This window comes from Bifidobacterium longum subsp. infantis ATCC 15697 = JCM 1222 = DSM 20088 (genome assembly GCF_000269965.1).
In the GTDB taxonomy this organism is placed as follows: Bacteria; Actinomycetota; Actinomycetes; order Actinomycetales; family Bifidobacteriaceae; genus Bifidobacterium; species Bifidobacterium infantis.
The window spans coordinates 1,653,253-1,675,375 of the sequence record NC_017219.1; the positions used below are offsets into that span (position 1 = coordinate 1,653,253).

The following is a 22,123-nucleotide window of genomic DNA, read 5'->3' on the forward strand; positions in this document are numbered from 1 at the left end:
GAAACGTTCATTTCATCCGCATGACCCGCACGATCTGCTCGGTGGTGCGCGTCACATTGGCGGCCGCATCGGCCAGCAGGTCGTTGAGGCTCGAAGCGCCGGGCGCGATGCCGAAAACCGCGTCGATGCCAAGTCCATGTAACCCGTCGATTCCCACACCAACACATCCGGCCACGGCGACAACGGGCTTGCCATACCGTTTGGCCGCTCCGGCCACACCGGCAGGAGCTTTGCCGAATCCGGTCTGAGCATCGATGGCGCCTTCCCCGGTGAACACCACGTCAGCCCATCGCACGGCCTCATCAAGACCGGATTGCTCGATGACGATATCGACGCCCGATCGAAACTCGGCGCCAAAGAAACCCTTCAACGCGGCACCGATGCCTCCCGCGGCACCAGCGCCGGGCACATCGCTCACGTCCACGCCGAAACGGCTTTCGATCAGACGCGCGAAATGCGCCAAGGCGGCGTCCAACGTGACGACATCATCGGCACCGGCCCCCTTCTGCGGTCCGAACACCGCGCTGGCGCCAGTGGGACCGGTCAACGGATTGGTCACATCGCAGGCGGCGATGATGGACACGTTCCCAATGGCCGAATCCATCGTTGTGATGTCGATGACGGATACATCGGCCAAGGCCGCTCCCCCACGTCCCAGCTCGTCGCCGTTCGCGTCCAGGAGACGCACGCCGAGGGATTGCAGGAGGCCGGCGCCGGCGTCATTGGTGGCGCTGCCGCCGAGACCGACGATGATTCGTCGAACGCCAAGACGGGCGGCGGCGAGCAACAGTTCGCCGGTACCATAGGATGACGCGATCAGCGGGTTTCGTTCCTCCGCGCTGAGTCTGGCGAGACCGCTGGCCTCGGCGGTCTCGACCACGGCGGTCGCGCCATCGGCAAGCACTCCGAACCGGCCTTCGATAAGTCGACCGAGCGGATCATGAACTGGCACGGCATGCATCGTACCCCCGGTGGCGTCGACGAGCGCACACACGGTCCCTTCACCGCCATCGGCCATGGGAAGACAGCGAATCTCGGCATCGCGATCGGCATTCTCAATCCCCCGAGCCATCGCCTCGGCCGCCTGCATGGCGGTCAAGCTCTCTTTGAAGGAGTCGGGGGCGCATAGGTAGCGCGTCATGATTCGAGCATACTCCACGACGCTCCGGTCCTAGATACCGGCGAGATCGAAGAACCGTTCGATGACCGTGTCATTGATGAGCCTGCCGCGCCGCGTGGGCACCACCCGGCGTCCATCGACCACGGTGACCAGGCCCTCTTCGATCATCGGCGTAAGCCGATCCACGGCAATGACGCGATCGATGCGCTCCAGATCGAGCCCTTCACGCATACGCAGACCAAGCATGATCAGTTCCTCGAGGTTCTCCTCGGCGGTGATCCGCTCACTATCGGCCCATGGCACACGGTGTTCATTAATGGCGACTCCCCAGAGACGGGGGTGGGCGATGTCCCAACTGCGCAGGCCGTACCCATTGGAAGACATCGCATGGCAACGGTAATGGGAATGGGCGCCGGGACCCAGCCCCGCCCAATCGACGTTGCGCCAATACCCGAGATTATGCCGGCTCTCGTATCCGGGGCGGGCCCAGTTGGAAATCTCATACCAATCAAGACCGGCTTGGGTGAACAGCTCGTCGGCGAGCTCGTATTTGGCGGCCTCATCATCGTCATCCGGCTTGGGCAAGGTGCCGGCGGCGATCCGACGGCCCATTTTCGTGGTGGGTTCCACGGTCAGCGCATAAGCGGAGATATGATGCACACCGAGATCGAGAGCGGCCTCAACCGAAGTGCGCCAATCCTCAAGGCTCTCCCCCGGCGCGCCGTAGATCAGATCCACGCTGGAACGCAGTCCGGCCATGGTGGCGGCGTCGACGCCGGCGGCCACGTTGGACGGCGTGTGCGTGCGGTCGAGCGTCGCCAGCACGTGCGGCACGGCTGACTGCATGCCGAAGGATATGCGGGTGAAACCGCCGTCGGCAAGCTCGGCTATGTAAGCCTCATCGACCGTATCCGGGTTGGCTTCGGTGGTGATCTCGGCGTCGGGCGTCAGACCCCAGATCGCGCGGATGGCATCCACCACGGCCACCAGATCGGCGGCGGCGAGAACCGTGGGAGTGCCTCCGCCGAAGAACACGGTGGAAGCGGCAGGCTCCTCGATGCCGTGATCGCACTGCCATTGCCTGATCAGAGCCATCTCCCGGATGACCATCTGGGCGTAATGACCGCGCGAGGCGCCCGCACCGAGGTCCGTGGCCGTATAGGTGTTGAAATCGCAGTAGCCGCACCGCCGCAGACAGAACGGCACATGAATGTAGATCTCGTAAGTCAACCGTCACTCCCCTCAGCCATCCGTGCCGAAGACTCCCCGGCGAGGCGAGCCTCCGGCACCCGCTCAGCCTTCCGTCTTCTGCGCGGCGCGAATCTTGTCTTTGGTGTCGCGATCGTTGGAATCCTCGCCGGTGGACAGGGCGGCGATGAACGCCTCCTGCGGCACCTCTACATGGCCGAGCATCTTCATACGCTTCTTGCCAGCCTTCTGCTTTTCGAGCAACTTGCGCTTACGGGTGATGTCGCCGCCATAGCATTTGGCGAGCACGTCCTTGCGTAACGCACGAATGTTCTCACGCGCGATGATGCGCGAACCAATCGCAGCCTGAATCGGAATCTCAAACTGCTGGCGAGGAATCAGACTACGCAATTTCTTGGTCATCATCACACCGTACGAATACGCCTTATCGCGGTGAACGATGGCACTGAACGCATCGACCTTCTCGCCCTGAATAAGGATGTCCACCTTGACCAAATCGGCGGACTGCTCGCCGTCCTCGTGGTAATCAAGGGAGGCGTAGCCCTTGGTACGGGACTTGAGCTGATCGAAGAAGTCGAACACGATTTCGGCCAGTGGAATGCGGTAGTGCATCTCCACACGGTCGGTGGAGATGTACTCCATCGTGCCCATAATGCCGCGGTGGTCCTGGCACAGATCCATCACCGCGCCGATGAATTCCTTGGGCGTGATGATGTCGGCGGCAACCATCGGCTCGACGATCTTCTTGATCTTGCCGTCCGGGAATTCGCTCGGGTTGGTCACATGATGCTGGCTGCCATCCTCGGCGGTCACGTCGTAGGTGACGTTCGGGGCGGTCTGGATAAGGTCGAGGCCGAACTCGCGGGAGAGTCGCTCGTTGACGATTTCCATGTGCAGCAGACCCAGGAAGCCACAGCGGAAGCCGAAACCCAGAGCCACGGAGGTTTCCGGCGTGTAGATCAGGGCGGCGTCGTTGAGCTTGAGTTTGTCGAGTGCATCACGCAGTTCGGGGAATTGCGCGTTGTCGATCGGGAACAAACCGGCGTAGACCATCGGCTTGGGGTCGCGGTAGCCAGGCAGCGGCTCGGTGGCCGGGCGGACGGCCGAGGTCAGGGTGTCGCCCACCTTGGACTGACTCACATCTTTCGCACCGGTGATGATGTAGCCGACCTCGCCGGCACCCAGCGCTTTGGTGCGAGTCATGTCCGGACTGATCACACCGATCTCGATGGGATCATGGGTCATGCCGATACCCATCATGTGCACTTTTTCGCGGTCGTGCAGTTCGCCGTCCTCCATACGGATGTAGGTGACGATGCCGCGGTAGGAGTCGTAGACAGAGTCGAAGATCAGCGCGCGGGCGGGGGCATCGGGGTCGCCGTGCGGGGCGGGCACGTCCATGACGATCTGGTCGAGCAGGTCGGCCACACCTTCGCCGGTTTTGCCGGAGACGCGCAGCACGTCGCTCGGCTCGCAGCCGATCAGACCTGCGATCTCCTCGGCATGCTTGTCCGGTTCTGCGGACGGCAGGTCGATTTTGTTGAGCACGGGAATGATGGCCAGATCATGGTCGATGGCCATGTACAGGTTAGACAGGGTCTGCGCTTCGATGCCCTGGGTAGCGTCGACGAGCAGCACCGCGCCTTCGCAGGCGGCCAGTGCGCGGGACACCTCATAGGTGAAGTCCACGTGGCCGGGGGTGTCGATCATGCCGAGCGTGTATTCGGTACCCTCAAAGGTCCATGGCACGCGCACGGCCTGGGATTTGATGGTGATGCCACGCTCCTGCTCGATATCCATACGGTCAAGGAAGCGATCGCGCATCTCTCGCTCGGGCACAATGCCGCTCAACTGCAGGATGCGGTCGGCCACGGTCGACTTGCCGTGGTCGATGTGTGCGATGATACAGAAGTTGCGAATCACCGACTGATCAGTGGAACCCGGCTGATTGTGTTGGACGACCAACGCATTCCTCCTCTTGGCATATACTCAAACTTCACCTAGTGTAGCCGAGGGACTGTATTCGGCGTGGCATTGCGCGGGTTTTTCCGGGGCTCATGCTATCCTTTAACTCTTGTATGTCCTTATAACACACATCGTTTGGAGTAAACGTGGCAAACATTAAGTCGCAGAAGAAGCGCGTGCTCACCAATGAGAAGGCGCACCTTCGCAACGTGGCTGTGAAGTCCGGCCTGAAGACCGCCATCCGCGCCACCCGCGAAGCCATCGCCGCCGGTGACAAGGCTGCCGCCGAGGCCGCCTACAAGGTTGCCGCCCAGAAGCTCGACAAGGCTGCTGGCGCTGGCGTGATCCACAGGAATCAGGCCGCCAACCGCAAGTCCGGCCTCGCTGTTGCGATCAACGCTCTGTGAGCATAAGCCTCTTAAGGTTTTAGCAAGTCCCCGCAAGTCATCTGGCTTGCGGGGACTTTTTATATCTCCGTTCAAAGAGGTACATTGGCGGTCTTGCGAAATGACATCTCCGTTCAGAGAGGTACCGGATACGGGAAAACCCAATTATAAACGCCGTCATTGCAACGCTTATACTCGATGTTTCGTGCTTCAGGTACCTCTTTGAAAGCAACTAGCCCTGAGGCGGTCTTGAATCATCCTGAGGCGTACCCCCATCATCCATGGTATTAGCGTGGTCTCGGCCAGCTGATTGCTGAATATGCCGTTTTTCGCTAGGCAGATACACACGATGACGTTCGACGGCTCCGGGCAGAGTGACGTTGAAGCCTACCGAAAACAGTCGCAGCGCCACCACGATGATAACGATCAGTACATCGAGCAGCATTTCCGAGCGCATGTCGAACCAGCCGTATCTCGCGCCACGCCATACCAACACAGTCAATATGCAGCCGATAAACGAGGGCACAGCATAGAGGTGTTTGTCCCGAATAATCATTGGCACGTCGCCAATGAAGATGTCACGAATGAGGCCGCCGGCCAGTGCTGTGAACATGCCCAGGAATACGGCGGTCATGCTTGAGGAACCGTATGCCAGCGCTTTTGCGGTGCCGTTGACTGCGAATAGTCCGAGGCCCAGAGCATCGATGACAGTCATCGTCCATTTGAGTTTGGTAATCTCCGGGTGGGCCACCACCACGATAATGCCGGAAAACAGCGTAGTGAGCACAAAGCCTTTGTCGGTGATGCCGACCGGCGGCAGGGCACCGAGCATTACGTCGCGCACAAGACCGCCGCCGAGTGCAGTCAGCCAGCCGCACAGCATAATGGTGAAGATGTCATAGCCCTTGCGAATGGCGGCAAGCCCGCCGGACAGTCCCCAACACAAAATAGCGAAGTACTCGATGACCACAAAAACGATGTTGTTCTCCAACGCCACCTGCATGAGCCGCTCCCCTCTTGTGCCGCTTCGGTTCGTTTCAGTCCGTCTTCGTTCTGTTCCCATTCATCCTTATCCGGCGCTACCGCCCGCCGTACCCGAGCTTACAACAGGCCTTGCCTGACGCAATTGGACTAGAGAACAAACCGAATAAATGCTATTGCCGGTTCGACTCCACTCTTTTTCTCTTACAGCGTCGCCAGCGCGCCAAACTTTGAGCAGCCACCGACGTTAGTCCTTCTCATTTGTCGGAGGTCGGCCAAAGTTTGGCACGGCACCAACGATCATGCGCTCCAGTGTCGTTGCCGTGCCAACTTATGTACAGCTAACGACGCTAAGCCCCTTTTTATCGTCGTTTGATCGCCAGAACTTGACCCGTTAACGACGCTAAGGTGTCTCAGCGACGTCAGCAGTCCAAACCTTGAACCATTACTGACATTGAACATCCCCCAGCGTCGCCAGAAGCTCATGTCTTGTCTCACCACCGACGCTATAGTAGTGGAGGCCTTCATCAAGAGCCCAAATATAGATTCACTCATCGCATCCGAATGTAGTTTTCAATGGATTCAACGCGTGATTCAACATCGCGTAGACGGTTGCACAATGCTGCTTCAATATCGATACCGTCCGAGAGGGCTCGACGCACGATGGCGAGGATTTCATCGGCGTAGGCATCGGCCTTCTCATGTTCAGGAGAATTGTCACCGTTTGATTCGGATTGAATCGCCGCTTGAGGCTGCTCGTCATCTTGCTTCGTGTCAGCCGCAGCCGGCTCATCAAACGCCGCGAACAATCTATCAGCATTCGGCGATTTGGAGATACGAGAAACGACTTTGGCCGCGCGAGGCGACGAACCTTGAGCGTGGGAAATGCCCTCAAGCACGGATTTACAATGCTTTTCCTGTTGTTTCATCTTTTCCCATAGAGCCACTACGGCTTCCGGGGATTCGGGTTGGGTAGTCTCTCTCCCGTCGTTGCCGTCAGCATCAAAAGCATCAGAAGATTCGGAGGAATTGCCGGCATCATCAGCCGCAAACACATGCGGATGCCGAGTGATGAGCTTGTTCATCAACCGGTCGGCGACCTCGTCAATACCAAAAGGATCCTCGGCATCCGATTCGCAGACCCGCGCCTGAAACACGGATTGCAACAGCACATCGCCCAGTTCCTCGCGCATGTTGTCACGGTCGTGAGTTTCCACCGCGTCGACGTATTCGTAGGTTTCCTCAAGCAGATTCTTGAGCAGTGACTCGTTCGTCTGCTTACCGTCCCACGGGCAGCCGCCCGGCGAATACAGCACGTCCACCACGGCCTTGACCCGGTCCGGCGCCGTAACCGCCTCAACCACCGGCTTTAATTCCGAACAATGCTCGAAGCCTGACGGCAAACGGTAGGCTGAAGCATGGTATTCCGTCATGTCACTCATCTTGCTCATAGGTTTGCTCCTGTTCTCATCTGGATGAACCATAACCAACCCGCGCAACGTGTAGAAGACCTAGATCATATTATTTGTTGCGAAATGTTGCTAAATCCATCTGTATCCCTCTAGCCAAGAACATTTCCAATACGCCAAGACCCCTTGGAATTGTTGATGTTCCAAGGGGTCTTAATCAGAAACAAAAGGTGCTAGTTCAGCACACCTTCCACATCCAGTAACGTATAATGAAATCAACGGCTCCCACGGAAAGAACGGCGGAATTCCAACGATTTGATACGATTGGTATACCATTGGAATACCATTCGCCACGGATTGTTTGTTGGAGAATGTTGGAGAATGAAGGATGCTGAATGCCTAGGATAAGGAAAACCGGAGCGGTCTACCCCATCCGCCACGAGCAGCGGAAAACACTCAAGGACGGCACGGTAAAGACATACGTGAACTGGCAGGCCAAGGTGGACGGCCGATGGGTGTCCGCCAAGACCTACAAGGAATGCGACAGGAAAATAGCCGAAGCCCTCAAGGAGAAAACCGAATGGGGCATGGGCGTAGACCGCGCCACCCGGCTCGGCGAGTACGCGGAACGATGGTTCGAGCTGAAACGACGCGACCTGAAACCCAAGTCCATCAACAACTACGCGAGCCTCATAAGCGTGCACCTGTGCAAGTACGCGAACGAGAAGCTGGGCGAAGTGACCGCCTCGGCGGTGCAGCGCATGATAGCCAACATGCGCAACCTCGACGGCACCCCATGCTCGTACAACCGGCAGCTTGGCTTCTACAACATCCTTAACCAGATATTCAAGGCGGCGGTGGCCGACCGGCTGATACCCACCAGTCCGGTCACCAGCGCGGCAAGGCCGAAACGCAGGGACACGGGATTGGCCGGGGACCGGCGCACCATCAACGGGCCCGTGGCCGTGTCGGCGGACAGGCGCAGCGGCACGCAGGACCGCAAGGCGTTCACCGTGGAGCAGATGCAGGACATGCTCGAAGCGTCCTCCGACGACCTGTTTCTGGGCGCACGCCAATGGTGGCGTCTGCTCACCGGCATGAGACAGGGGGAGATACTGGGAGCCACATTGGACGATCTCGACCTGTGGCGGGACAAGACGTTGGAAACCCCGGACAGCGGCGAGATATGGATAGGCACCTACACGGTGAACTGGAAACTGGAAAGCCTCGACAAGGAGCATGGGTGTGGGGAGCCCGGCAGGGACGGAAGATACCCGTGCGGCTTCAAACGGCCTTCGAGCTGCCCCCGATACCGGTGGAGGGTGCCGGACGGATACGACATGATACACCTGTGCAAAGGGTACGCTTTGACGCCGCCGAAGTCCGCGAGAGGCAAGGTCGTGCCGATAATCCCCCAGTTGGGCACCGTCGTGCACCGGTATCTGGAGGCCACGGAGAATATCATCCCGAACCCGTACAACCTGATATTCAGGACGCGCGAGGGTATGCCGTTGGCCGCGTTGGATGACAGGGCCAGTTTCCGCGACCTCATGCGCAGGGCGGGCATACCCGACTACGAGAACCGGTACGGGCATGAATGCCGCAACTCCGTCGTATCGCTCCTGTTCCACATGAAGGTTGACCCCGGCATCATCCAACGCATCGTCGGCCATTCGAGCATAGCCATGAGCGAGCATTACCGCACCGTGCCGGTAGAAGATTTGATGCGAGGCATGGAGACGATAAGCGACGGGCTCGGTCTGAAGCAGATCGAATGGAAGGCGTGAACTGGCGCGCCGAAACTTGCCGGCCATACAATGGAAGAGTAAGTTAATCACCTTGAATGTCCAGCGGAAGGAACGTTACGGAGGCGCACCATGACAAGCATATTCGACGTGGCCGCTTACGTGCTGGACAAGCTCGGCGTCATGACCACAATGAAACTGGAAAAGCTCTGCTACTATTCACAGGCATGGTCCCTCGTATGGGATGAACGGCGTCTGTTCCCCGAACGGTTCGAGGCATGGGCCAACGGCCCGGTATGCCCCGACCTATACCATGCGCACAAGGGCATGTTCAAGATCACGCGCGGCGATATTCACGGCGACCCGTCCAACATTGACGAGGACGGCATCAACACCATAGACGCCGTGTTGAAGGCCTACGGGAAAATGGGAGCCTACCAGTTGAGCGAACTCACCCACAGCGAACGCCCTTGGAAGGACGCTCGCGGCAATCTCCCCCAAGGCGCCATCTGCAACACCGAGATAACTGAAGCCGCCATGGCCGAATACTATGGGAGCCTCACCGAATAGTGGGCCACCGCAGCAAAACCAAGAGCATCAAGGCCAAAGCCCCGAGCTCTTCAAAACGTGTGCCCGCGCATCACGTGGCGAAAAGCTATCATGTCCCCGAATCCGCCACGGAGATTCCCAAAGATTCCGTGAACCGTCGCATCGTATTCCGTTTCGACTGCGTTGACCTTGAGGCCGACTGTCCATGGTCGCTCGCGCACATGAGCGACGAGGAGCATCGACTGCTGCTGTTGAAGATGCGTGACTTCGAAAAGGCCACGGTGGGCGAGATCATTAGCCCCTCATATCAGGCGTTCACCTGCTACCCTGATTTCACCCAATGCCCCAACCAGACGCCACAGGACCGGCTGGCGAAATACTATGAACGCGAAGGCGATGCGTTGGCCCGGTTCCGCTTGGGCGGCACCGAACGCCTGTACGGTTTCCTTGTAGGCAACGAGTTCCACATTCTCTGGTGGGACCCGAACCATGAGGTATGGCCCTCCACTAGGAAACACACCTGACCATCATATTGTAGTGGTATACAAAATGGTCCCGTTCTCCAATACAGGAAGACGAGACCATTGTCTTTCGTTTACTGCTTCGCTGTATATCCGACAGCAACACATGATTCCATGACGCTATTCAGATCAGATAGCACTTGAAGGCTGTCGTATTGGGCATCAGCGTAACCAAGATTCTGTGTCGCATACACAATCTTCAACATCGGAGCATTCAATGCGGCAAGACTCGCTTTCATATCGGGGTCGGCCTTTGGGAATGCCTCGTTGATTGTCTTGACCGCCAATGAAGCTCCCGAGAAGGCTTGGACGGCATCATGGTTAGCCGGATCGCGGAAGTACCCAGATACCGCTGCCACATCATCAATCAGGGACTGATTACCATCGAAGAGGACACCGCAGGCTCCCATCGTATCGGGCGCTACGCTCGGAGCGCTCACATATCCGTTCAACTGGACCTTCGCGGCTTTGTATTTATCCTCCCATGCATACGACGATTGTTGAGCGGAATTGACTTCTTCGCTCATGGCTCCGACACCGAAAAGCATGCCCACGAACAGTGCGACGATGATACCGATAATCAACAAGACGAAAACCGGCACCGGAATCGTGATTCCTTTTTTACGCCTATGAGATACAGGCTGTGATGGTTGCATGCCTGCTGGCGGCATGGGCTGGTAAACCGGCGAGCTCATGTTGTTTCCCCTTCTCTTCATTGGGTCAATGGTTTATGAATTTTATGTCCCATGCTTGATTATCATGGTTGCATCGGTAGGGACGATAGAAAGATGTCGTCCGGTGAGCCGCTACCTAGACTCAGCGCATCATAAATATTGTCGGAGGCATGTTCATTGACTTCCTTCGTTTTGGTGTAGTCATGAATGACGAAGCCGACCACGGCGATGATCACCGCTGCGATAAGAATGCTCACAACGGATTTGCCGATGCCGGTATCGTGATTGTCGGATTGAGAATCCTTCTTCCTTATCTGCTGTTCCTGCAATTCCACGAGTCTTTTCTGTGTCTCCAATAGCTGGCGTTGCAGTTCTTCCTGCGTCATTTCCGGCTTTGACTTGTCCGGTTCCGATTCAGGCCGATTCTGTTCAGGCTCGCTCAAAATTATTCCCTTCTATCCATTGAACTGGTGCCTTAATCCTAACTCGATATGGTCAGGTTGTCGTGCAGCCAATGCCGGTAATCCTGCAGAACGCTGACGGTGATACCGAGTTCCTGCGCCATCGCGTACGGTTCTCCCCCGTACAAGTCCTCGGCGTGCATATAGTCCACGGGGTTTATCAACGCCAATGCGGTCTCCTTGCGCGTCAGGCATTCCTCCTTCTCACGGCTCAACAGACGCAGCCCGTCATCGAAGTGCTTGGCGTGGATAAGCTCATGCTGCAATGTACATGCCCGTTGTTCCATGCTCATTGTGGGGTCAATGTAAGCGGTGCGGGTGATGGGATCGTATTCCCCGCACTGCGAACCATCGAACTTCCTATCCTCTATAAGTACTCCCATATGACGCGCCTCACCGGTGAGGTCAGTCCATGTTTTCACGCCCGGACTCCGCATTCTTGTTCTTATCCTCATAGGCCGCTTTCTCGATCTGAATCTTCTTGCCGAGAACATCTTCAAGCTGGGAAGCGACTGAGGCATATTGCGTTTGAGGCTCCGGCGCAGAGGCTTCTTCCAGAATAAGGAAAGGATCGCACCCTAAGGCTTCGGCCACTGCGTCAATATCTTCGGTGTTGAAGCATCGTTCACCACGCAATTTTGCGTAATAGGAATTACGGCCTATCCCTGAAGCTTTGCATAGGTCATCGATGGTCATTTTGGCGTCTCTGCGCCTGTTTTCAATTGTCTCTATCACTCGTTGAGTGAACTGCGATTCATATTTACTCATAACTACATTGTACCGAATTTCGGTACGTTTGTAAATTTCGTACCGTTTCCGGTTGACAAGCCGTACCGTATGCGGTACGTTAAAGATATGCAAACGAAAACAAAACTTTCAAAAACTTCGGTGGGACTGATTCAAGCAGTTCGTGCTGAGGCAGCAAGACGAGGGGTAAGCACCCCGGAGCTTGCCAACAGAGTGGGGCGCAACAAGAAATTCTTCTACGACCGCTTCAATTTCAGGAAGGCTTTCTCCACCGACGATCTCAACGACATCGCCGTGGCGCTTGGCATAACAATGGCAGACATCATCAGTTCAGCTCGCTTAGCCGCCGGCATGAAGTCTCCTGACTTGGAGGTAACAGCATGAGTGTCTATCAGACCCCAACTTGGACTCGCCGCCACGCGAGACTGACTGGCTCCCCCCAGTCAGACCCACGTAGCGACATGAACGCCAGCCGCCTCACGAACGGGTTTGCTGCAACTGAGATTGCAGCACGGCGTTTTCACGAGAGATATGGACGATTGCAGCCGCGAGATTCGCTAGACCGTACGCCATCTTCCGCTGAGCTGGGTCAGCTGACAGCCTTACTGCTGCATTGAAATCATCGCAAGCGGAACTTGCATAGTTCTCCGCTTCACTAGCCATAAAAATCACCTCCTCTCCGAATCGAGAAAACAATGCTTAGTCAGAATCGTAACCTCTCCCAGAAGCTCGTTGTGGAGGAACGTCGCACCCGTGAATACTTCACCGGCAACGTCACCGAAGATGGTCTAATCAACGCGGAAATCGACACCGATTACGGTGCCCGTCCCCTCACTCCGAGTCAGGCGCGTTTCGTCGCCAAGGCCCTTGAAGACCTGGCCGACTGCGCCGACGAGAAGAACGAGGAATAACAAAGTCTTGCCGTGGCCGGTCGGTTCCCTTATTCACCAAACAAGACTACAGGCGAACAAATACTGACCATACTACGACCGTTCACGGCAACCATCGGCCCGTCCCTTGGCGATTAGGGGGAATCGGAGACGCCGACAAACCGTCACCCATTAGACACTCCTGTCTCCGTTTGAAATTTCATGACGGTTGGCGTGGGAAGTTCAAATCTTCCACGGGCCACGGAAAGGATAAATGATGAACACCAAGGATTATGGACATCACTGTTCGGGCTATCAGCACCCTGACGGTTCGCCCACACGCTATGAGACACGGGCCGTGAGCCTGTGCATGGCGGGCTTGGTTCTTGGTGTTCTCACGCTTCTCTTCCAACCCAGTGCGGGCCCGTGGAGCATTCTCGCGGGTTTCCTGTGCTGTTCCCCCGTCGCCCTGTGCTTCATGTTGGACGACGAATAACTGAAGATTTCCGGGCGTGGTCTTTTCCTCATTTCTAACTCGTCCGGTGGTAGCCAAGCGCACGGTGGCCGCAGCCGAGAAGCCTTCCAATGGTCATGGACTTCAAAGACTGCACCGGGTTCGACTCCCGGCTTGGCGCTCAGAAAAATTGAACCCCTTCGCGTCCTTGCGTCGGAAACCAATAAAAGGGTTTCGGACGTGTCAGCACCGGCGTAGAAGGACAACCAAATAATCAAGCCCAGTGGAGGGAAACAATCATGGAACTCACCCCATTCGACCGTATGAGACTGCTCAACGAGGCGCGTGGACTATTGCCGCAGGACGAGCTTGAACGTCGGGCGCGCGTGATTCTCGACGATCCCGCCGCTCCTTCTGAGACATCGAAGGAACCCGACTCGCCTCGTCTTATCATCAGCGACTTCCTGCGCTCGAAAGGATTCGAGCCGATGAAGAAAAGCGCTCTGCATTTCGGCTCCCGTCTGGCCGAGAACTACAAGATGAAGTTCGGCGCCTACCCGCCGAAGCACGGGAAGGCCTACATCTACTACGAGATCGACCGGCCTCTCATGGAGGAGACGTGGGCTCAGATTCAGACGGAGGACGCCGACTGATGGCATCTGATTTCAACTCCATCGCCAAAGCCATCCGTTATCTCGGTGATTGCGTCCGTTATCTCGCGGACAAGTATGTGGCCGTGAACGATCGTGTGTACTCGGATTGGAACGAGGCCTCGAAGGTCGTGGGGGACGTTGGCCGTGACCATGTGGCCGATTATGCGGAGGCGTCGCACAAGCAGGGCAAGTCGCGTACTTGGCGTCACAGTCACCTGATGGAACGCGAGGAACAACTGTCCATGCAGTCGAGGGGTTCTCATGTTGACTCCGAATGATGTCCGGCATAGAAAGTTCCGCACGTATCGTTCCCTGCTTTACGGAGAGGTCTACGACGCGGAGGACGTTGACGATTTTCTCGACTCGGTGGCCGACACCATCAAGGTTTTAGGCAAGGAAGTACTCAAAGCAAGAAAGAAAAGGCAATGACCGTCGAGCAGATGACCGATGACGATTACTTCGCGTTGGACGCGGTGGATCAGACTTCGTTGAAGAAAATGCTGGTAAGCCCGTTGGCGTATTCGGATTACCTGACCGGTGAGCATGGTTACTCTTCGGCGTTGGAGTTTGGTAAGGCGGCGCACAGCATGGTTTTGGGCAGTGGCCCGCAGGTTGTGGCTAAACCGAATCTGCGTACCAAGGAGGGCAAGGCTCTTCGTGACAGGCTGGTCGAACAGTATGGTGCGGACGACATCGTGTGGCTGTCCTCTGATGATGTGGAGAAGGTTCAGGCCATGCGGGACATGGTTGGAGACTTTTTCACGAAGCTGGATGGTCAGCCGGAGGTGGCGATGATCGCCACCGACCCTGATACCGGGTTGTTGATTAAGGGCAAGGCGGACTGGTTGCCGTCCACTCCCGACCCGGATGGTGTGCTGCGTATCCGTGATTACAAGACCACGGTGAAGTCGCCGGACGAGTTCGAGCGTTCCTGCTGGCAGTACGGGTATCACATTCAGGCCGCGTTCTACATGAGTCTCTACCGGTTGACGATGCCCGACTATAAGGGGCCGTTGGGTTTCGAGTTCATCGTGCAGGAGAAGAACCCGCCGTTCGACTGGATGCGCTACGAGATTCAGGAGGATTCACCCATCATCACCGAACTGGCGGAACCGAAGATAAACCACGCCTTGCAGAGCATCAAATGGTTCCGCGACAACACGGAGAACCCGTTGGAGGCGATGAGAGCCTACGGGTTGCCCAAATACCCGCAGGATGTCGTGTTCCCCGACTGGAAGCTGTTGGAGGAAGAGGAGGAGATTGAATCATGGCGGTAGTCAAGAAGAACCGTAAGGCTTACGGATACGATTACGCGGATTTGCCGTCGATTCTCCTTTATGTTGACGAAACCCTGCACCTTGAGGTCAGGCAGCATGTGATCTACGATGTGGCCCCTCATTTCCCTTATGGGTGCGTGGTCACGTCCATCAGGCAGAAGGACGGCGAATGGTCCGACTGGCTGGCTCCCATCCCGGTTCTCGTGGGAGACGAGACGGAGGGCGGCAACCAGAAAAGGAAGAACACGCTGGCGCAACGGTATGGTTCCGCCGAAACGTATGCGCGACGCTACTCGTTGAACACGGCGTTGGGATTGTCTTCCACGGATAATGACGCGCAGACCTCCGGTTTCCAGAAACGTTCCGTCAAGTTCATGACCGACGAGCAGAAAACACAGATCGACCGGATTCTTGAAGACTGCAAGATTCCGGTGGGTCAGGAGAACGGTTTCATCGGCAACGTTCTGCAAACGCGGGTCGCCTATGGCACGTTGACCGAATATCAGGCGCAACGGTTCATCGACGCTTATCAACAGCACAACGACAAGGTTAAGGAGGCTCCCAGTGAGCAGTGAGATTGGTTTAAACGACGCGAAACCGGGCATGTGGATCGAGTTCGATGATGCGTACGGGCATTATGCGGGTGAACTGCATGAGATGAAGGATTCGGAAGATGTTATACACTCTCTCATCCTAAGTATGAGCGATAGGCCTCCACTGTACATCGAGACCGAGGATGAGGGCAATCTCGTGATTCTCATTGATTTTGGTGATGGGTACCGTCACGGTTCCGCCCGGAACGTGCACGTGTATGAGTCGAAGCCCGAGACGGAATCCGTCAAGCAGGCTGAAGATGATGGCGGGCAACCGTTCTGGAAAGGCAAAACCTGCGAGGAGCTAGCCGGATTACGTGTCAAGGTAACATACAAGAACGGGGCCGTGCTTACCGGCGTCACCAACGAAGATGGCGACGTTGTGATATCTGATTCAGGTCGCGTTGCCCCCTTGTCTCGCTACTACGGTAATGGACGCTTTGCTCCAACGATTTATATCAAGTCCATTGAACTGTTGGATGATGCCCCGCGTGAGCGTATCACCGATATCGCGAAGGTTCGTCCCGGCGACAAGGTGGTAATGAAGAACGGCAACGAGTACACGGCGGTGAATGTGCGTCCTGAGTGTACGGACGGCTCGTCCCTGCAACTGAACGTCGAGGGTTTCGGCATTGCAGTCGCTTTATGGGCGGAGGACTCCGCCTTCCAATATGCGTATCGAGAACCGTACACGATGGCCGACCTTCCGAAGGAGCCAGGATTCTACAAGGCTCGCACCGAATCGGTGTGGAAGCATGACGGCAAACGTTGGATGCCGGTGCTCTCCCACGATGGCACCATCGCCCCCGCCTTCCCATGCCAGTCCCAATCCCGCAGCCAGTTCTTCAAGACCAGTGTCCGGGATGATCGTTTCCCGTTCACGAAGGTGGAGGCGAGCTTCGAGTGACTTTCACCCCGAGACCGGGCTGCAAGTGCGCGAGATGCCTGTGGGCTCACGGGGACAAGATCACGCTCCCCCAATGCCCTACATGCGGCGCCACTGATTGCGCCGGAGCCCAATCACACATGCTGGTCTGCAATCAGACGGCCAGCAAGAAACACAAGGTCTACCCGTATAGGAGGTACAGCTGATGGCCGGAGAGGCACGAGTCGTTTTGGAGAACGCCAGTCTGGGCGCTGACCCGGAACAGAAGCAATCACAGTCGGGACAACCGTATCTGAGTCTGCGGTTCGCCATTACTCCTTACTGGAAGAACCGTCAATCCGGCCAGTATGAGGACGGGGAGACGGAATGGTGGCAGGCCACAGAGTTCGACACCCGGCAGATGGAAACCTATATGCGTGAACTGCACAAGGGCGATTCGATTCGCGTCGAAGGCGTGTTAAACATTCGTCTCTATCAGGACAAGCAGGGTCAGACGCAGATCAGCCGCGAGGTTCGTTTCGCGCGCATCTCGAAGAATCTTCCCAAGGCGAAGCAACAGCAGCAGGGTTTCCAGCCGAATTACGGTCAGCAGGCGAACAATTACGGCCAGCAGGGCTACGGGGTGCCGAACTACCAGCAGTCCGCCCAACAGCTCAACCAGCAGTTCCAGCAGCCTCCTGTCGACCCTTGGAGCCAGCCGCAGGGCACTGCCTCTCAGGACGAGTTCGGCAATGGTTAGTTCTAACCCTTCGCGTGAGACGTGCCGTCTTGTGGATAGACGGGATGGCGAACGTTGCGTGAGATGCGGGGCGACATGGAATTGGGCTGGTTTCTCCCGTCATCACCGACATCTGAGAAGCCACCCGTTCCCCGGCCTGCACTTGCCATCGAACCTGATCCTGCTGTGTGGAAGCGGTTCGAACGAGGGTTGCCATTTGTGGGTGCATACCCATCAGCGTGAGGCGATGGAACAGGGGTGGATCGTCAGCGGTTTAAACGACCACCCCGAACAGGTGCCGGTACGAATCTACGGCAAGGGCCTTGTGCTCTTGGACAACATGGGAGGCTACACGTTATGCAGTTAGACCCCATCGAACAACTCTACAAACTGTTCTGTCGTGAATCATCGTTCAGGCCAGCCTTATACAAGCTAGACCCGGTGTTGTTTCGCCGGTTCACGAACGGGGAGATTCGAGTATGACACAGGCGAGGAAGGGCCCACGACTGCCGTTGAACCGGTTGGGTGAGGCGATACTTGCCGGCTCGTGGCTGTCAACCCAGTTGGGCAGACGATTGTATGCGGCTGAGGCGCAGACATTCGGACGCATGGTGTACGACGAGTGGGCGAAAACCCATCCGGGCACACTCCCCTACACGGTGAGAATCGATTCCAGTCAGAAAACCGCGTACCTGCCAGAAGACATGCCTCTGCTGCATAAGGCGCTCACACGGTACACGAACAGCAGATCATACCAACGCATACAAGCGGAAATCAAAGGAGAAACACCAATGAGTGAGAAACCATTCTGGGAAGGCAAGACCTGCAAGGAGATGGCCGGACTGCACGTCAAGGCCACATGGAAGAACGGCACCATTGTTACTGGAGTGTTAGATGACGCAGGAGATATTAATTTAGGCGATAATTGGTCTTTGTACACGTCACGTGGCTATGACTCTTCCTGTGATTTTGAGCCAATAGACAATATCCAATCCATCGAACTGTTGGATGACCCCGAGTATGAGCGCATCGACAACATCGAAAACGTGCAGGTGGGCGATATTGCCTGCACGACGGAGGGAAACCATTTCCGCGTCATCGATCTCAAGCCTGACCCTCTAGGCGACATGCTCCTGCGTATCCGCATCAGCGAGATAGACGGTGAGTACTGCATCGACTCCGATGATTTCGCCTACGCTTTGCGTCGGAAGCCGAAGCTGCCCGACCATGACGGGTTGTGGCGGGATAAGGACAATGCCTTGTGGAGCGTCGCCATCTCCGGCCTGGACAATTCGAAGTTGGTCGCTTTGCTTATCGGTGACCCGGAATCCCCCGTCACCGGGTCTGTTTGGTCGGGCCTCAACAGCAAGCACGTGACCTCTCAAGCTCCGTTCCGTCCGGCCAAGGCGGTGGAAGCATGAACATCCACCCGATCATTGATAAACCTCCATCGTTTCCGCAAACTGTCTTACGCCTGCTCACAGGAAGCACTCATTGCTGTGACTGGTGCGAGAAACGCTGGATCAAGGTTCACCGCACTGGCCAATTGGAATGCCGAAACCGTCGATGTCCCTACTGCGGGCAATACGGATGCCCCCGAGCCGAAAAACACTGGAAGAAATGCCCCGTGTGGAATCACACGATCCCGCCTGCATGGCTATACCCCGTGTTGAATCGGCTCTGCGAAAGAGATCTGCAACGAATGGCGAAGAAATCGAGGAATGATGCGTGACACGATTCTGTGCCTATGCGACCTGACCGGTGTCATGGCCCGCCCTTGGGTGGAACACGGGTATCAAGCCGTGTTGGTGGACCCGCAGCATGGTTGCGACCATGAAGACGGTGCCTACCTGAAACTGGCTTGCACCATCGAGGAAGCGTTCGACCAGATCAGCGTACTGGTCCGTTCCGGCCGGCTCGCGTTCGTGGCCGGGTTCCCGCCATGTACGGATATGGCGGTGAGTGGAGCGCAATGGTTCGCCCGTAAGTACGAGGCCGACCACATGTTTCAGGCGAAGGCCGTGAGCGTTGCCGAACAATGCCGGGTGATCGGTGAAATGAGCGGCGTCCCGTACATGGTTGAGAACCCGGTGAGCGTACTCAGCCGTGTTTTTGGTAAACCCTCCCACACGTTCGACCCGTGCGACTACACGGCCTACGAGCCCTTGGACAATTACACGAAAAAAACGTGCCTTTGGACGGGGGGGGGGATTCCAGATGCCGCCTCGCAGCCAGGACATGAGCCTGCCGGCTCCTGACCGGAATCGTATCTGGTACATGAGCGGCAAGGACAGAGCCAACAACCGAAGCAAGACGCCGCTCGGCTTCGCCCGCGCGGTTTACGAAGTCAACCAAGGAAAGGCAACGGAAGAATGAATCTTTTAGGTGAAACCAAGGATGCGATATCACGAAGCGGGCATTCGACCGATGACGTTCGATTCGTCGGCTCCCGCGACGGGGAGCTGGGAATTCCGTGGAGTCAGGCCGAACCGGTGCTTGACATCGATTACGACGAAGGATACGGCGGTCAGGAGATAGCCGCCGATCTGGTCGTGGTGTTCACTGATGGCGGGTTCCTGCGCCGCGAGGAATACGACGGCAGCGAATGGTGGGAGTACGAGCCACCGTTCAGAGGCCCGGAGACGCAGAAGCCGTTCAAACTCGTGAAGCTGACCAGCTATCGCACACGGTTGCTTGTGGAGATCAATTATCCGATGGAGGCAACGGAGGAATGAGCGACATGAGGAGCTTCATCAAGGTTAGCCATGAACGTTTCACTTTGATTCTGCGCAAGGGGATGCTCCCGTTCCACTGGATTGCGGAGTCTCATGTCTTCCCGGACAAGGGTTATGTCACATCGGTGCGAGAGCGCGCCAACTACGGCGCAGTATGGGCGTTGAGCAGTATGGGCGCTCTCGATCAGGTCATGCCCTCGATCTGGGAGGACATCAAATGGTTGGACGAAAGGATGGACTGATGCGTTTTCACAAAATTAGCCCGTGTCCCAAATGCGGGGGCAAGGTCAAGGCGAAATGGGAGGAGCAGCATTATCTGTCCGCTTTGGTCTTCCGGTGCGGCGGATGCAGGTATAAGCCGTATGTTCTCGCGTTGAAGTCGAAGCCCGCAGTGGAGTGGGAGTGGCCGAAAGACATGATGCTCGCAGCCGCCATCCGTCGTTGGAATGCGATGTGCAACGGGGACAAGCGTTATCGGTTGATCTACGAGAGTCTGGGAGGCAGACGATGAGTGTCCTGTATCACGGCGGCGTACCCGATCTGAATACGGGCGACATCATCGAGCCCGGTCACAGCCGGGACAATTTCGACGACTGCCCGATATGCCGCGCCCGACGCGAGCAGGGCGCGGACGCACCCATCGACGCGACACTGCACCCCGACCAGGTGTACTGCACCCCCGACCGTCTCTACGCGCACTTCCACGCGAGCATGTACGGGCGCGGGAACGTCTACCAGGTGCGACCGGCCAATTGCACGCTCACCCGCAGCGGCGAGGATTCCATCGAATCCTACCGGTGTGACCGGCTGGAGGTGGTCAGGGTGGTGGACGTGCACGTGACGCTGACATGGAAGGAACGCCGCAAACTCGCCCGCAAGTGGGCCAAGGCCGACAAGGAGCACGACGGCAAGGCGTTAGACCCGAATCCGGTGCCGCGCAACGCGACCCCTGAAATGCTAGCCCGCTGGCAGGAAAGGGAAATCGCACTCGCAGAAAGACAGATGGGAGGCGGACGATGAATGAACCGTTTGACGTGCAGAAGATCATTCACGACCGCATTGTGATGCACTCCAAGTATGGCGTGCAGGGTGCTTGGAATGACGGGTATATCGCGGGCTTGTCGGCCGCATTGTGGGCCGTGGTAACGGCTGACGGAGTGAACCGTACCGGCTGCAAGCATTTCGATCTGCACAATCCCGGACAAAAGGAGATGGGCCTTGAGCATTGAGACGGAATCGTTCGACTTGACCTTTGGCAGCATCCACTATGCCGGCACGAGGCTCACTATCCCGATTGACGATGACGAATACATGGTTTATCGGGTAGAGATCGCCAATCATCGGCGTGGCTCTTCCAGCTTGGTGACGTTTCACCTCGACCGGGACGACTCCCGCCCGGAGCACAAGACCGTTGGCCAATCTGCAAGCGCTTATCTGAGCGTGGACGAGGCGAAACAAATCATGCAGGCACTGCAACAGGCAATCAAGGAGGCGGACGATGAGTGACAAGGCGATGCCGTTGGGCAGGAAGTTCAAGGTTCGGTTGACCATCACGCCGGAGGAAACCGGAACGCCCGTGGACATGCTGGGATTCACGTTCACCAGCGGCCGGAACGGGCATACGGAACTGGACGCAATGTACAGCAACATTCCCAAACTGGTTGACGACGGGCTCGACTCACTGTCGATTCTTGTGATCTTCAAAACACTGGAGATGTGGGCCCAGAAGGGATATGAGCTGTGCCAGCCCATCGTTCAACGATTTTACGGAGGCAGACGATGAGCTATAAGGCGAAGATATTCACCCGCGAGGAGTTTCGAGAGGTCGTCGCAGCCGCCATCTACGACTACGAACAAGCGCCCGCGAAATGCCTCTACACGACCAAGGATGCGGCAGACCAACTCTACGGCCATTACGGCGAGGAAACCGAGGTGGAGGAATGAACGGAGTACAGCTTACCAACCATCTGACCGCGCAATTCAGGGCCTCAGCCCTGAGCCGGTACGAGGCCAGAATCACCGAGGACGGCGACTTCAGAGCCTACATATACGCCATGAGCCTCAAACGTCTCAAACGCAAGTGCGAGAGGTACGCGAAGCGTGAACGCAAGGCCATCGCATATGTCGCCACGCTCAAGGAGGGATCATGAGCGTAAGTAGTCTCAAAACGC

The 22,123-nt window shown here is 56.9% G+C and carries 34 protein-coding genes; 24 read left to right on the forward strand and 10 right to left on the reverse strand.

The window, feature by feature from the left end; all coding sequences use genetic code 11:
* Positions 1-7: 7 nt before the first annotated feature.
* The 3 genes from BLIJ_RS07695 to lepA all read right to left on the reverse strand — a co-directional run bounded on the left by BLIJ_RS07695 (position 8) and on the right by lepA (position 4,294).
* Entirely contained in the window at positions 8-1,141 is a 1,134-nt protein-coding gene (locus tag BLIJ_RS07695) for a glycerate kinase (protein WP_012577804.1), read from the reverse strand.
* 30 nt (positions 1,142-1,171) lie between these two features.
* Positions 1,172-2,350 (reverse strand): radical SAM family heme chaperone HemW, encoded by a 1,179-nt coding sequence (hemW, locus tag BLIJ_RS07700; RefSeq protein ID WP_012577805.1) that lies wholly within the window; start codon positions 2,348-2,350, stop codon positions 1,172-1,174.
* A gap of 63 nt (positions 2,351-2,413) precedes the next feature.
* Positions 2,414-4,294: a translation elongation factor 4 gene (gene lepA / locus BLIJ_RS07705; protein ID WP_012577806.1), complete on the reverse strand. Its 1,881-nt coding sequence runs from the start codon at positions 4,292-4,294 to the stop codon at positions 2,414-2,416.
* Between the two features lie 146 nt (positions 4,295-4,440).
* Here lepA and rpsT point away from each other — a divergent pair, with 146 nt between their 5' ends.
* Positions 4,441-4,701, forward strand: a complete 261-nt coding sequence (rpsT, locus tag BLIJ_RS07710; RefSeq protein ID WP_012577807.1) for a 30S ribosomal protein S20 — start codon at positions 4,441-4,443, stop codon at positions 4,699-4,701.
* Positions 4,702-4,912: 211 nt separating this feature from the next.
* Here the strand turns inward: rpsT and BLIJ_RS07715 are convergent, their stop codons facing one another.
* Positions 4,913-5,683 (reverse strand): trimeric intracellular cation channel family protein, encoded by a 771-nt coding sequence (locus tag BLIJ_RS07715; protein WP_012577808.1) that lies wholly within the window; start codon positions 5,681-5,683, stop codon positions 4,913-4,915.
* Positions 5,684-6,212: 529 nt separating this feature from the next.
* Positions 6,213-7,112, reverse strand: coding sequence for a MazG nucleotide pyrophosphohydrolase domain-containing protein (locus BLIJ_RS07720; RefSeq protein ID WP_014484947.1), 900 nt, complete (start codon positions 7,110-7,112; stop codon positions 6,213-6,215).
* A 353-nt stretch (positions 7,113-7,465) separates the two neighbouring features.
* Between BLIJ_RS07720 and BLIJ_RS07725 the strand changes: the two genes are divergently transcribed.
* The 3 genes from BLIJ_RS07725 (at position 7,466) to BLIJ_RS07735 (ending at position 9,888) form a co-directional block, all read left to right on the forward strand.
* The gene (locus tag BLIJ_RS07725) at positions 7,466-8,857 is read left to right on the forward strand and encodes a site-specific integrase (protein ID WP_012577810.1); all 1,392 of its coding nucleotides are present in this window, start codon (positions 7,466-7,468) and stop codon (positions 8,855-8,857) included.
* Positions 8,858-8,947: 90 nt separating this feature from the next.
* Positions 8,948-9,385 (forward strand): Panacea domain-containing protein, encoded by a 438-nt coding sequence (locus BLIJ_RS07730; RefSeq protein ID WP_012577811.1) that lies wholly within the window; start codon positions 8,948-8,950, stop codon positions 9,383-9,385.
* Complete coding sequence (locus BLIJ_RS07735; protein WP_012577812.1) at positions 9,385-9,888, forward strand: hypothetical protein; 504 nt, start codon at positions 9,385-9,387, stop codon at positions 9,886-9,888. Before BLIJ_RS07730 ends, BLIJ_RS07735 begins: the two co-directional genes overlap by 1 nt.
* 71 nt (positions 9,889-9,959) lie before the next feature.
* Here the strand turns inward: BLIJ_RS07735 and BLIJ_RS07740 are convergent, their stop codons facing one another.
* The 4 genes from BLIJ_RS07740 to BLIJ_RS07755 all read right to left on the reverse strand — a co-directional run bounded on the left by BLIJ_RS07740 (position 9,960) and on the right by BLIJ_RS07755 (position 11,788).
* Positions 9,960-10,580, reverse strand: a complete 621-nt coding sequence (locus BLIJ_RS07740) for a hypothetical protein (RefSeq protein ID WP_012577813.1) — start codon at positions 10,578-10,580, stop codon at positions 9,960-9,962.
* 62 nt (positions 10,581-10,642) lie between these two features.
* Positions 10,643-11,002, reverse strand: coding sequence for a hypothetical protein (locus BLIJ_RS07745; RefSeq protein WP_014484948.1), 360 nt, complete (start codon positions 11,000-11,002; stop codon positions 10,643-10,645).
* A gap of 38 nt (positions 11,003-11,040) precedes the next feature.
* Positions 11,041-11,403 (reverse strand): hypothetical protein, encoded by a 363-nt coding sequence (locus BLIJ_RS07750; RefSeq protein ID WP_012577815.1) that lies wholly within the window; start codon positions 11,401-11,403, stop codon positions 11,041-11,043.
* Positions 11,404-11,425: 22 nt separating this feature from the next.
* Positions 11,426-11,788: a helix-turn-helix domain-containing protein gene (locus BLIJ_RS07755; RefSeq protein WP_012577816.1), complete on the reverse strand. Its 363-nt coding sequence runs from the start codon at positions 11,786-11,788 to the stop codon at positions 11,426-11,428.
* 69 nt (positions 11,789-11,857) lie between these two features.
* On the opposite strand from BLIJ_RS07755, the gene BLIJ_RS07760 reads away from it, so the two are divergent.
* Positions 11,858-12,151 (forward strand): helix-turn-helix domain-containing protein, encoded by a 294-nt coding sequence (locus BLIJ_RS07760; RefSeq protein ID WP_012577817.1) that lies wholly within the window; start codon positions 11,858-11,860, stop codon positions 12,149-12,151.
* Positions 12,152-12,244: 93 nt separating this feature from the next.
* Here the strand turns inward: BLIJ_RS07760 and BLIJ_RS14375 are convergent, their stop codons facing one another.
* Positions 12,245-12,430, reverse strand: coding sequence for a hypothetical protein (locus BLIJ_RS14375; RefSeq protein ID WP_041981969.1), 186 nt, complete (start codon positions 12,428-12,430; stop codon positions 12,245-12,247).
* A gap of 32 nt (positions 12,431-12,462) precedes the next feature.
* Between BLIJ_RS14375 and BLIJ_RS07765 the strand changes: the two genes are divergently transcribed.
* The 19 genes from BLIJ_RS07765 (at position 12,463) to BLIJ_RS07850 (ending at position 22,102) form a co-directional block, all read left to right on the forward strand.
* Positions 12,463-12,678, forward strand: coding sequence for a hypothetical protein (locus tag BLIJ_RS07765; protein WP_012577818.1), 216 nt, complete (start codon positions 12,463-12,465; stop codon positions 12,676-12,678).
* Between the two features lie 711 nt (positions 12,679-13,389).
* Positions 13,390-13,743, forward strand: coding sequence for a hypothetical protein (locus tag BLIJ_RS07775; protein ID WP_012577820.1), 354 nt, complete (start codon positions 13,390-13,392; stop codon positions 13,741-13,743).
* Entirely contained in the window at positions 13,743-14,021 is a 279-nt protein-coding gene (locus BLIJ_RS07780) for a hypothetical protein (protein WP_012577821.1), read from the forward strand. Before BLIJ_RS07775 ends, BLIJ_RS07780 begins: the two co-directional genes overlap by 1 nt.
* Entirely contained in the window at positions 14,005-14,172 is a 168-nt protein-coding gene (locus tag BLIJ_RS13695; RefSeq protein ID WP_014484951.1) for a DivIVA domain-containing protein, read from the forward strand. The genes BLIJ_RS07780 and BLIJ_RS13695 overlap by 17 nt, the downstream gene beginning before the upstream one ends.
* Positions 14,169-15,020 (forward strand): PD-(D/E)XK nuclease-like domain-containing protein, encoded by an 852-nt coding sequence (locus tag BLIJ_RS07785; protein WP_012577822.1) that lies wholly within the window; start codon positions 14,169-14,171, stop codon positions 15,018-15,020. Before BLIJ_RS13695 ends, BLIJ_RS07785 begins: the two co-directional genes overlap by 4 nt.
* On the forward strand, positions 15,011-15,595 hold the full coding sequence (locus BLIJ_RS07790) for an ERF family protein (protein WP_012577823.1): 585 nt from the start codon (positions 15,011-15,013) through the stop codon (positions 15,593-15,595). The genes BLIJ_RS07785 and BLIJ_RS07790 overlap by 10 nt, the downstream gene beginning before the upstream one ends.
* Positions 15,585-16,520 carry a hypothetical protein gene (locus tag BLIJ_RS07795; protein WP_014484952.1) on the forward strand — a complete coding sequence of 312 codons (936 nt, stop codon included), beginning with the start codon at positions 15,585-15,587 and terminating at the stop codon, positions 16,518-16,520. The genes BLIJ_RS07790 and BLIJ_RS07795 overlap by 11 nt, the downstream gene beginning before the upstream one ends.
* Before the next feature lie 184 nt (positions 16,521-16,704).
* Entirely contained in the window at positions 16,705-17,238 is a 534-nt protein-coding gene (locus tag BLIJ_RS07800) for a single-stranded DNA-binding protein (RefSeq protein ID WP_012577825.1), read from the forward strand.
* Positions 17,239-17,696: 458 nt separating this feature from the next.
* Entirely contained in the window at positions 17,697-18,638 is a 942-nt protein-coding gene (locus BLIJ_RS07805) for a hypothetical protein (RefSeq protein WP_012577827.1), read from the forward strand.
* Positions 18,639-18,938: 300 nt separating this feature from the next.
* The gene (locus tag BLIJ_RS07810) at positions 18,939-19,475 is read left to right on the forward strand and encodes a hypothetical protein (RefSeq protein WP_014484954.1); all 537 of its coding nucleotides are present in this window, start codon (positions 18,939-18,941) and stop codon (positions 19,473-19,475) included.
* A 114-nt stretch (positions 19,476-19,589) separates the two neighbouring features.
* Positions 19,590-19,952 (forward strand): hypothetical protein, encoded by a 363-nt coding sequence (locus BLIJ_RS07815; protein WP_012577829.1) that lies wholly within the window; start codon positions 19,590-19,592, stop codon positions 19,950-19,952.
* Positions 19,949-20,194, forward strand: a complete 246-nt coding sequence (locus tag BLIJ_RS07820; RefSeq protein WP_012577830.1) for a hypothetical protein — start codon at positions 19,949-19,951, stop codon at positions 20,192-20,194. The genes BLIJ_RS07815 and BLIJ_RS07820 overlap by 4 nt, the downstream gene beginning before the upstream one ends.
* On the forward strand, positions 20,194-20,463 hold the full coding sequence (locus tag BLIJ_RS07825; protein WP_014484955.1) for a hypothetical protein: 270 nt from the start codon (positions 20,194-20,196) through the stop codon (positions 20,461-20,463). The genes BLIJ_RS07820 and BLIJ_RS07825 overlap by 1 nt, the downstream gene beginning before the upstream one ends.
* Positions 20,460-20,972, forward strand: coding sequence for a hypothetical protein (locus BLIJ_RS07830; protein ID WP_012577831.1), 513 nt, complete (start codon positions 20,460-20,462; stop codon positions 20,970-20,972). The genes BLIJ_RS07825 and BLIJ_RS07830 overlap by 4 nt, the downstream gene beginning before the upstream one ends.
* A complete protein-coding gene (locus tag BLIJ_RS07835) occupies positions 20,969-21,181 on the forward strand; it encodes a hypothetical protein (RefSeq protein ID WP_014484956.1) in 213 nt (70 codons plus the stop codon). The genes BLIJ_RS07830 and BLIJ_RS07835 overlap by 4 nt, the downstream gene beginning before the upstream one ends.
* A complete protein-coding gene (locus BLIJ_RS07840; protein WP_012577832.1) occupies positions 21,171-21,458 on the forward strand; it encodes a hypothetical protein in 288 nt (95 codons plus the stop codon). The genes BLIJ_RS07835 and BLIJ_RS07840 overlap by 11 nt, the downstream gene beginning before the upstream one ends.
* Positions 21,451-21,735, forward strand: a complete 285-nt coding sequence (locus BLIJ_RS07845; protein WP_012577833.1) for a hypothetical protein — start codon at positions 21,451-21,453, stop codon at positions 21,733-21,735. The genes BLIJ_RS07840 and BLIJ_RS07845 overlap by 8 nt, the downstream gene beginning before the upstream one ends.
* Positions 21,732-21,896 (forward strand): hypothetical protein, encoded by a 165-nt coding sequence (locus BLIJ_RS14790; protein WP_007051868.1) that lies wholly within the window; start codon positions 21,732-21,734, stop codon positions 21,894-21,896. Before BLIJ_RS07845 ends, BLIJ_RS14790 begins: the two co-directional genes overlap by 4 nt.
* Positions 21,893-22,102 carry a hypothetical protein gene (locus tag BLIJ_RS07850; RefSeq protein ID WP_012577834.1) on the forward strand — a complete coding sequence of 70 codons (210 nt, stop codon included), beginning with the start codon at positions 21,893-21,895 and terminating at the stop codon, positions 22,100-22,102. Before BLIJ_RS14790 ends, BLIJ_RS07850 begins: the two co-directional genes overlap by 4 nt.
* Positions 22,103-22,123: the final 21 nt, after the last annotated feature.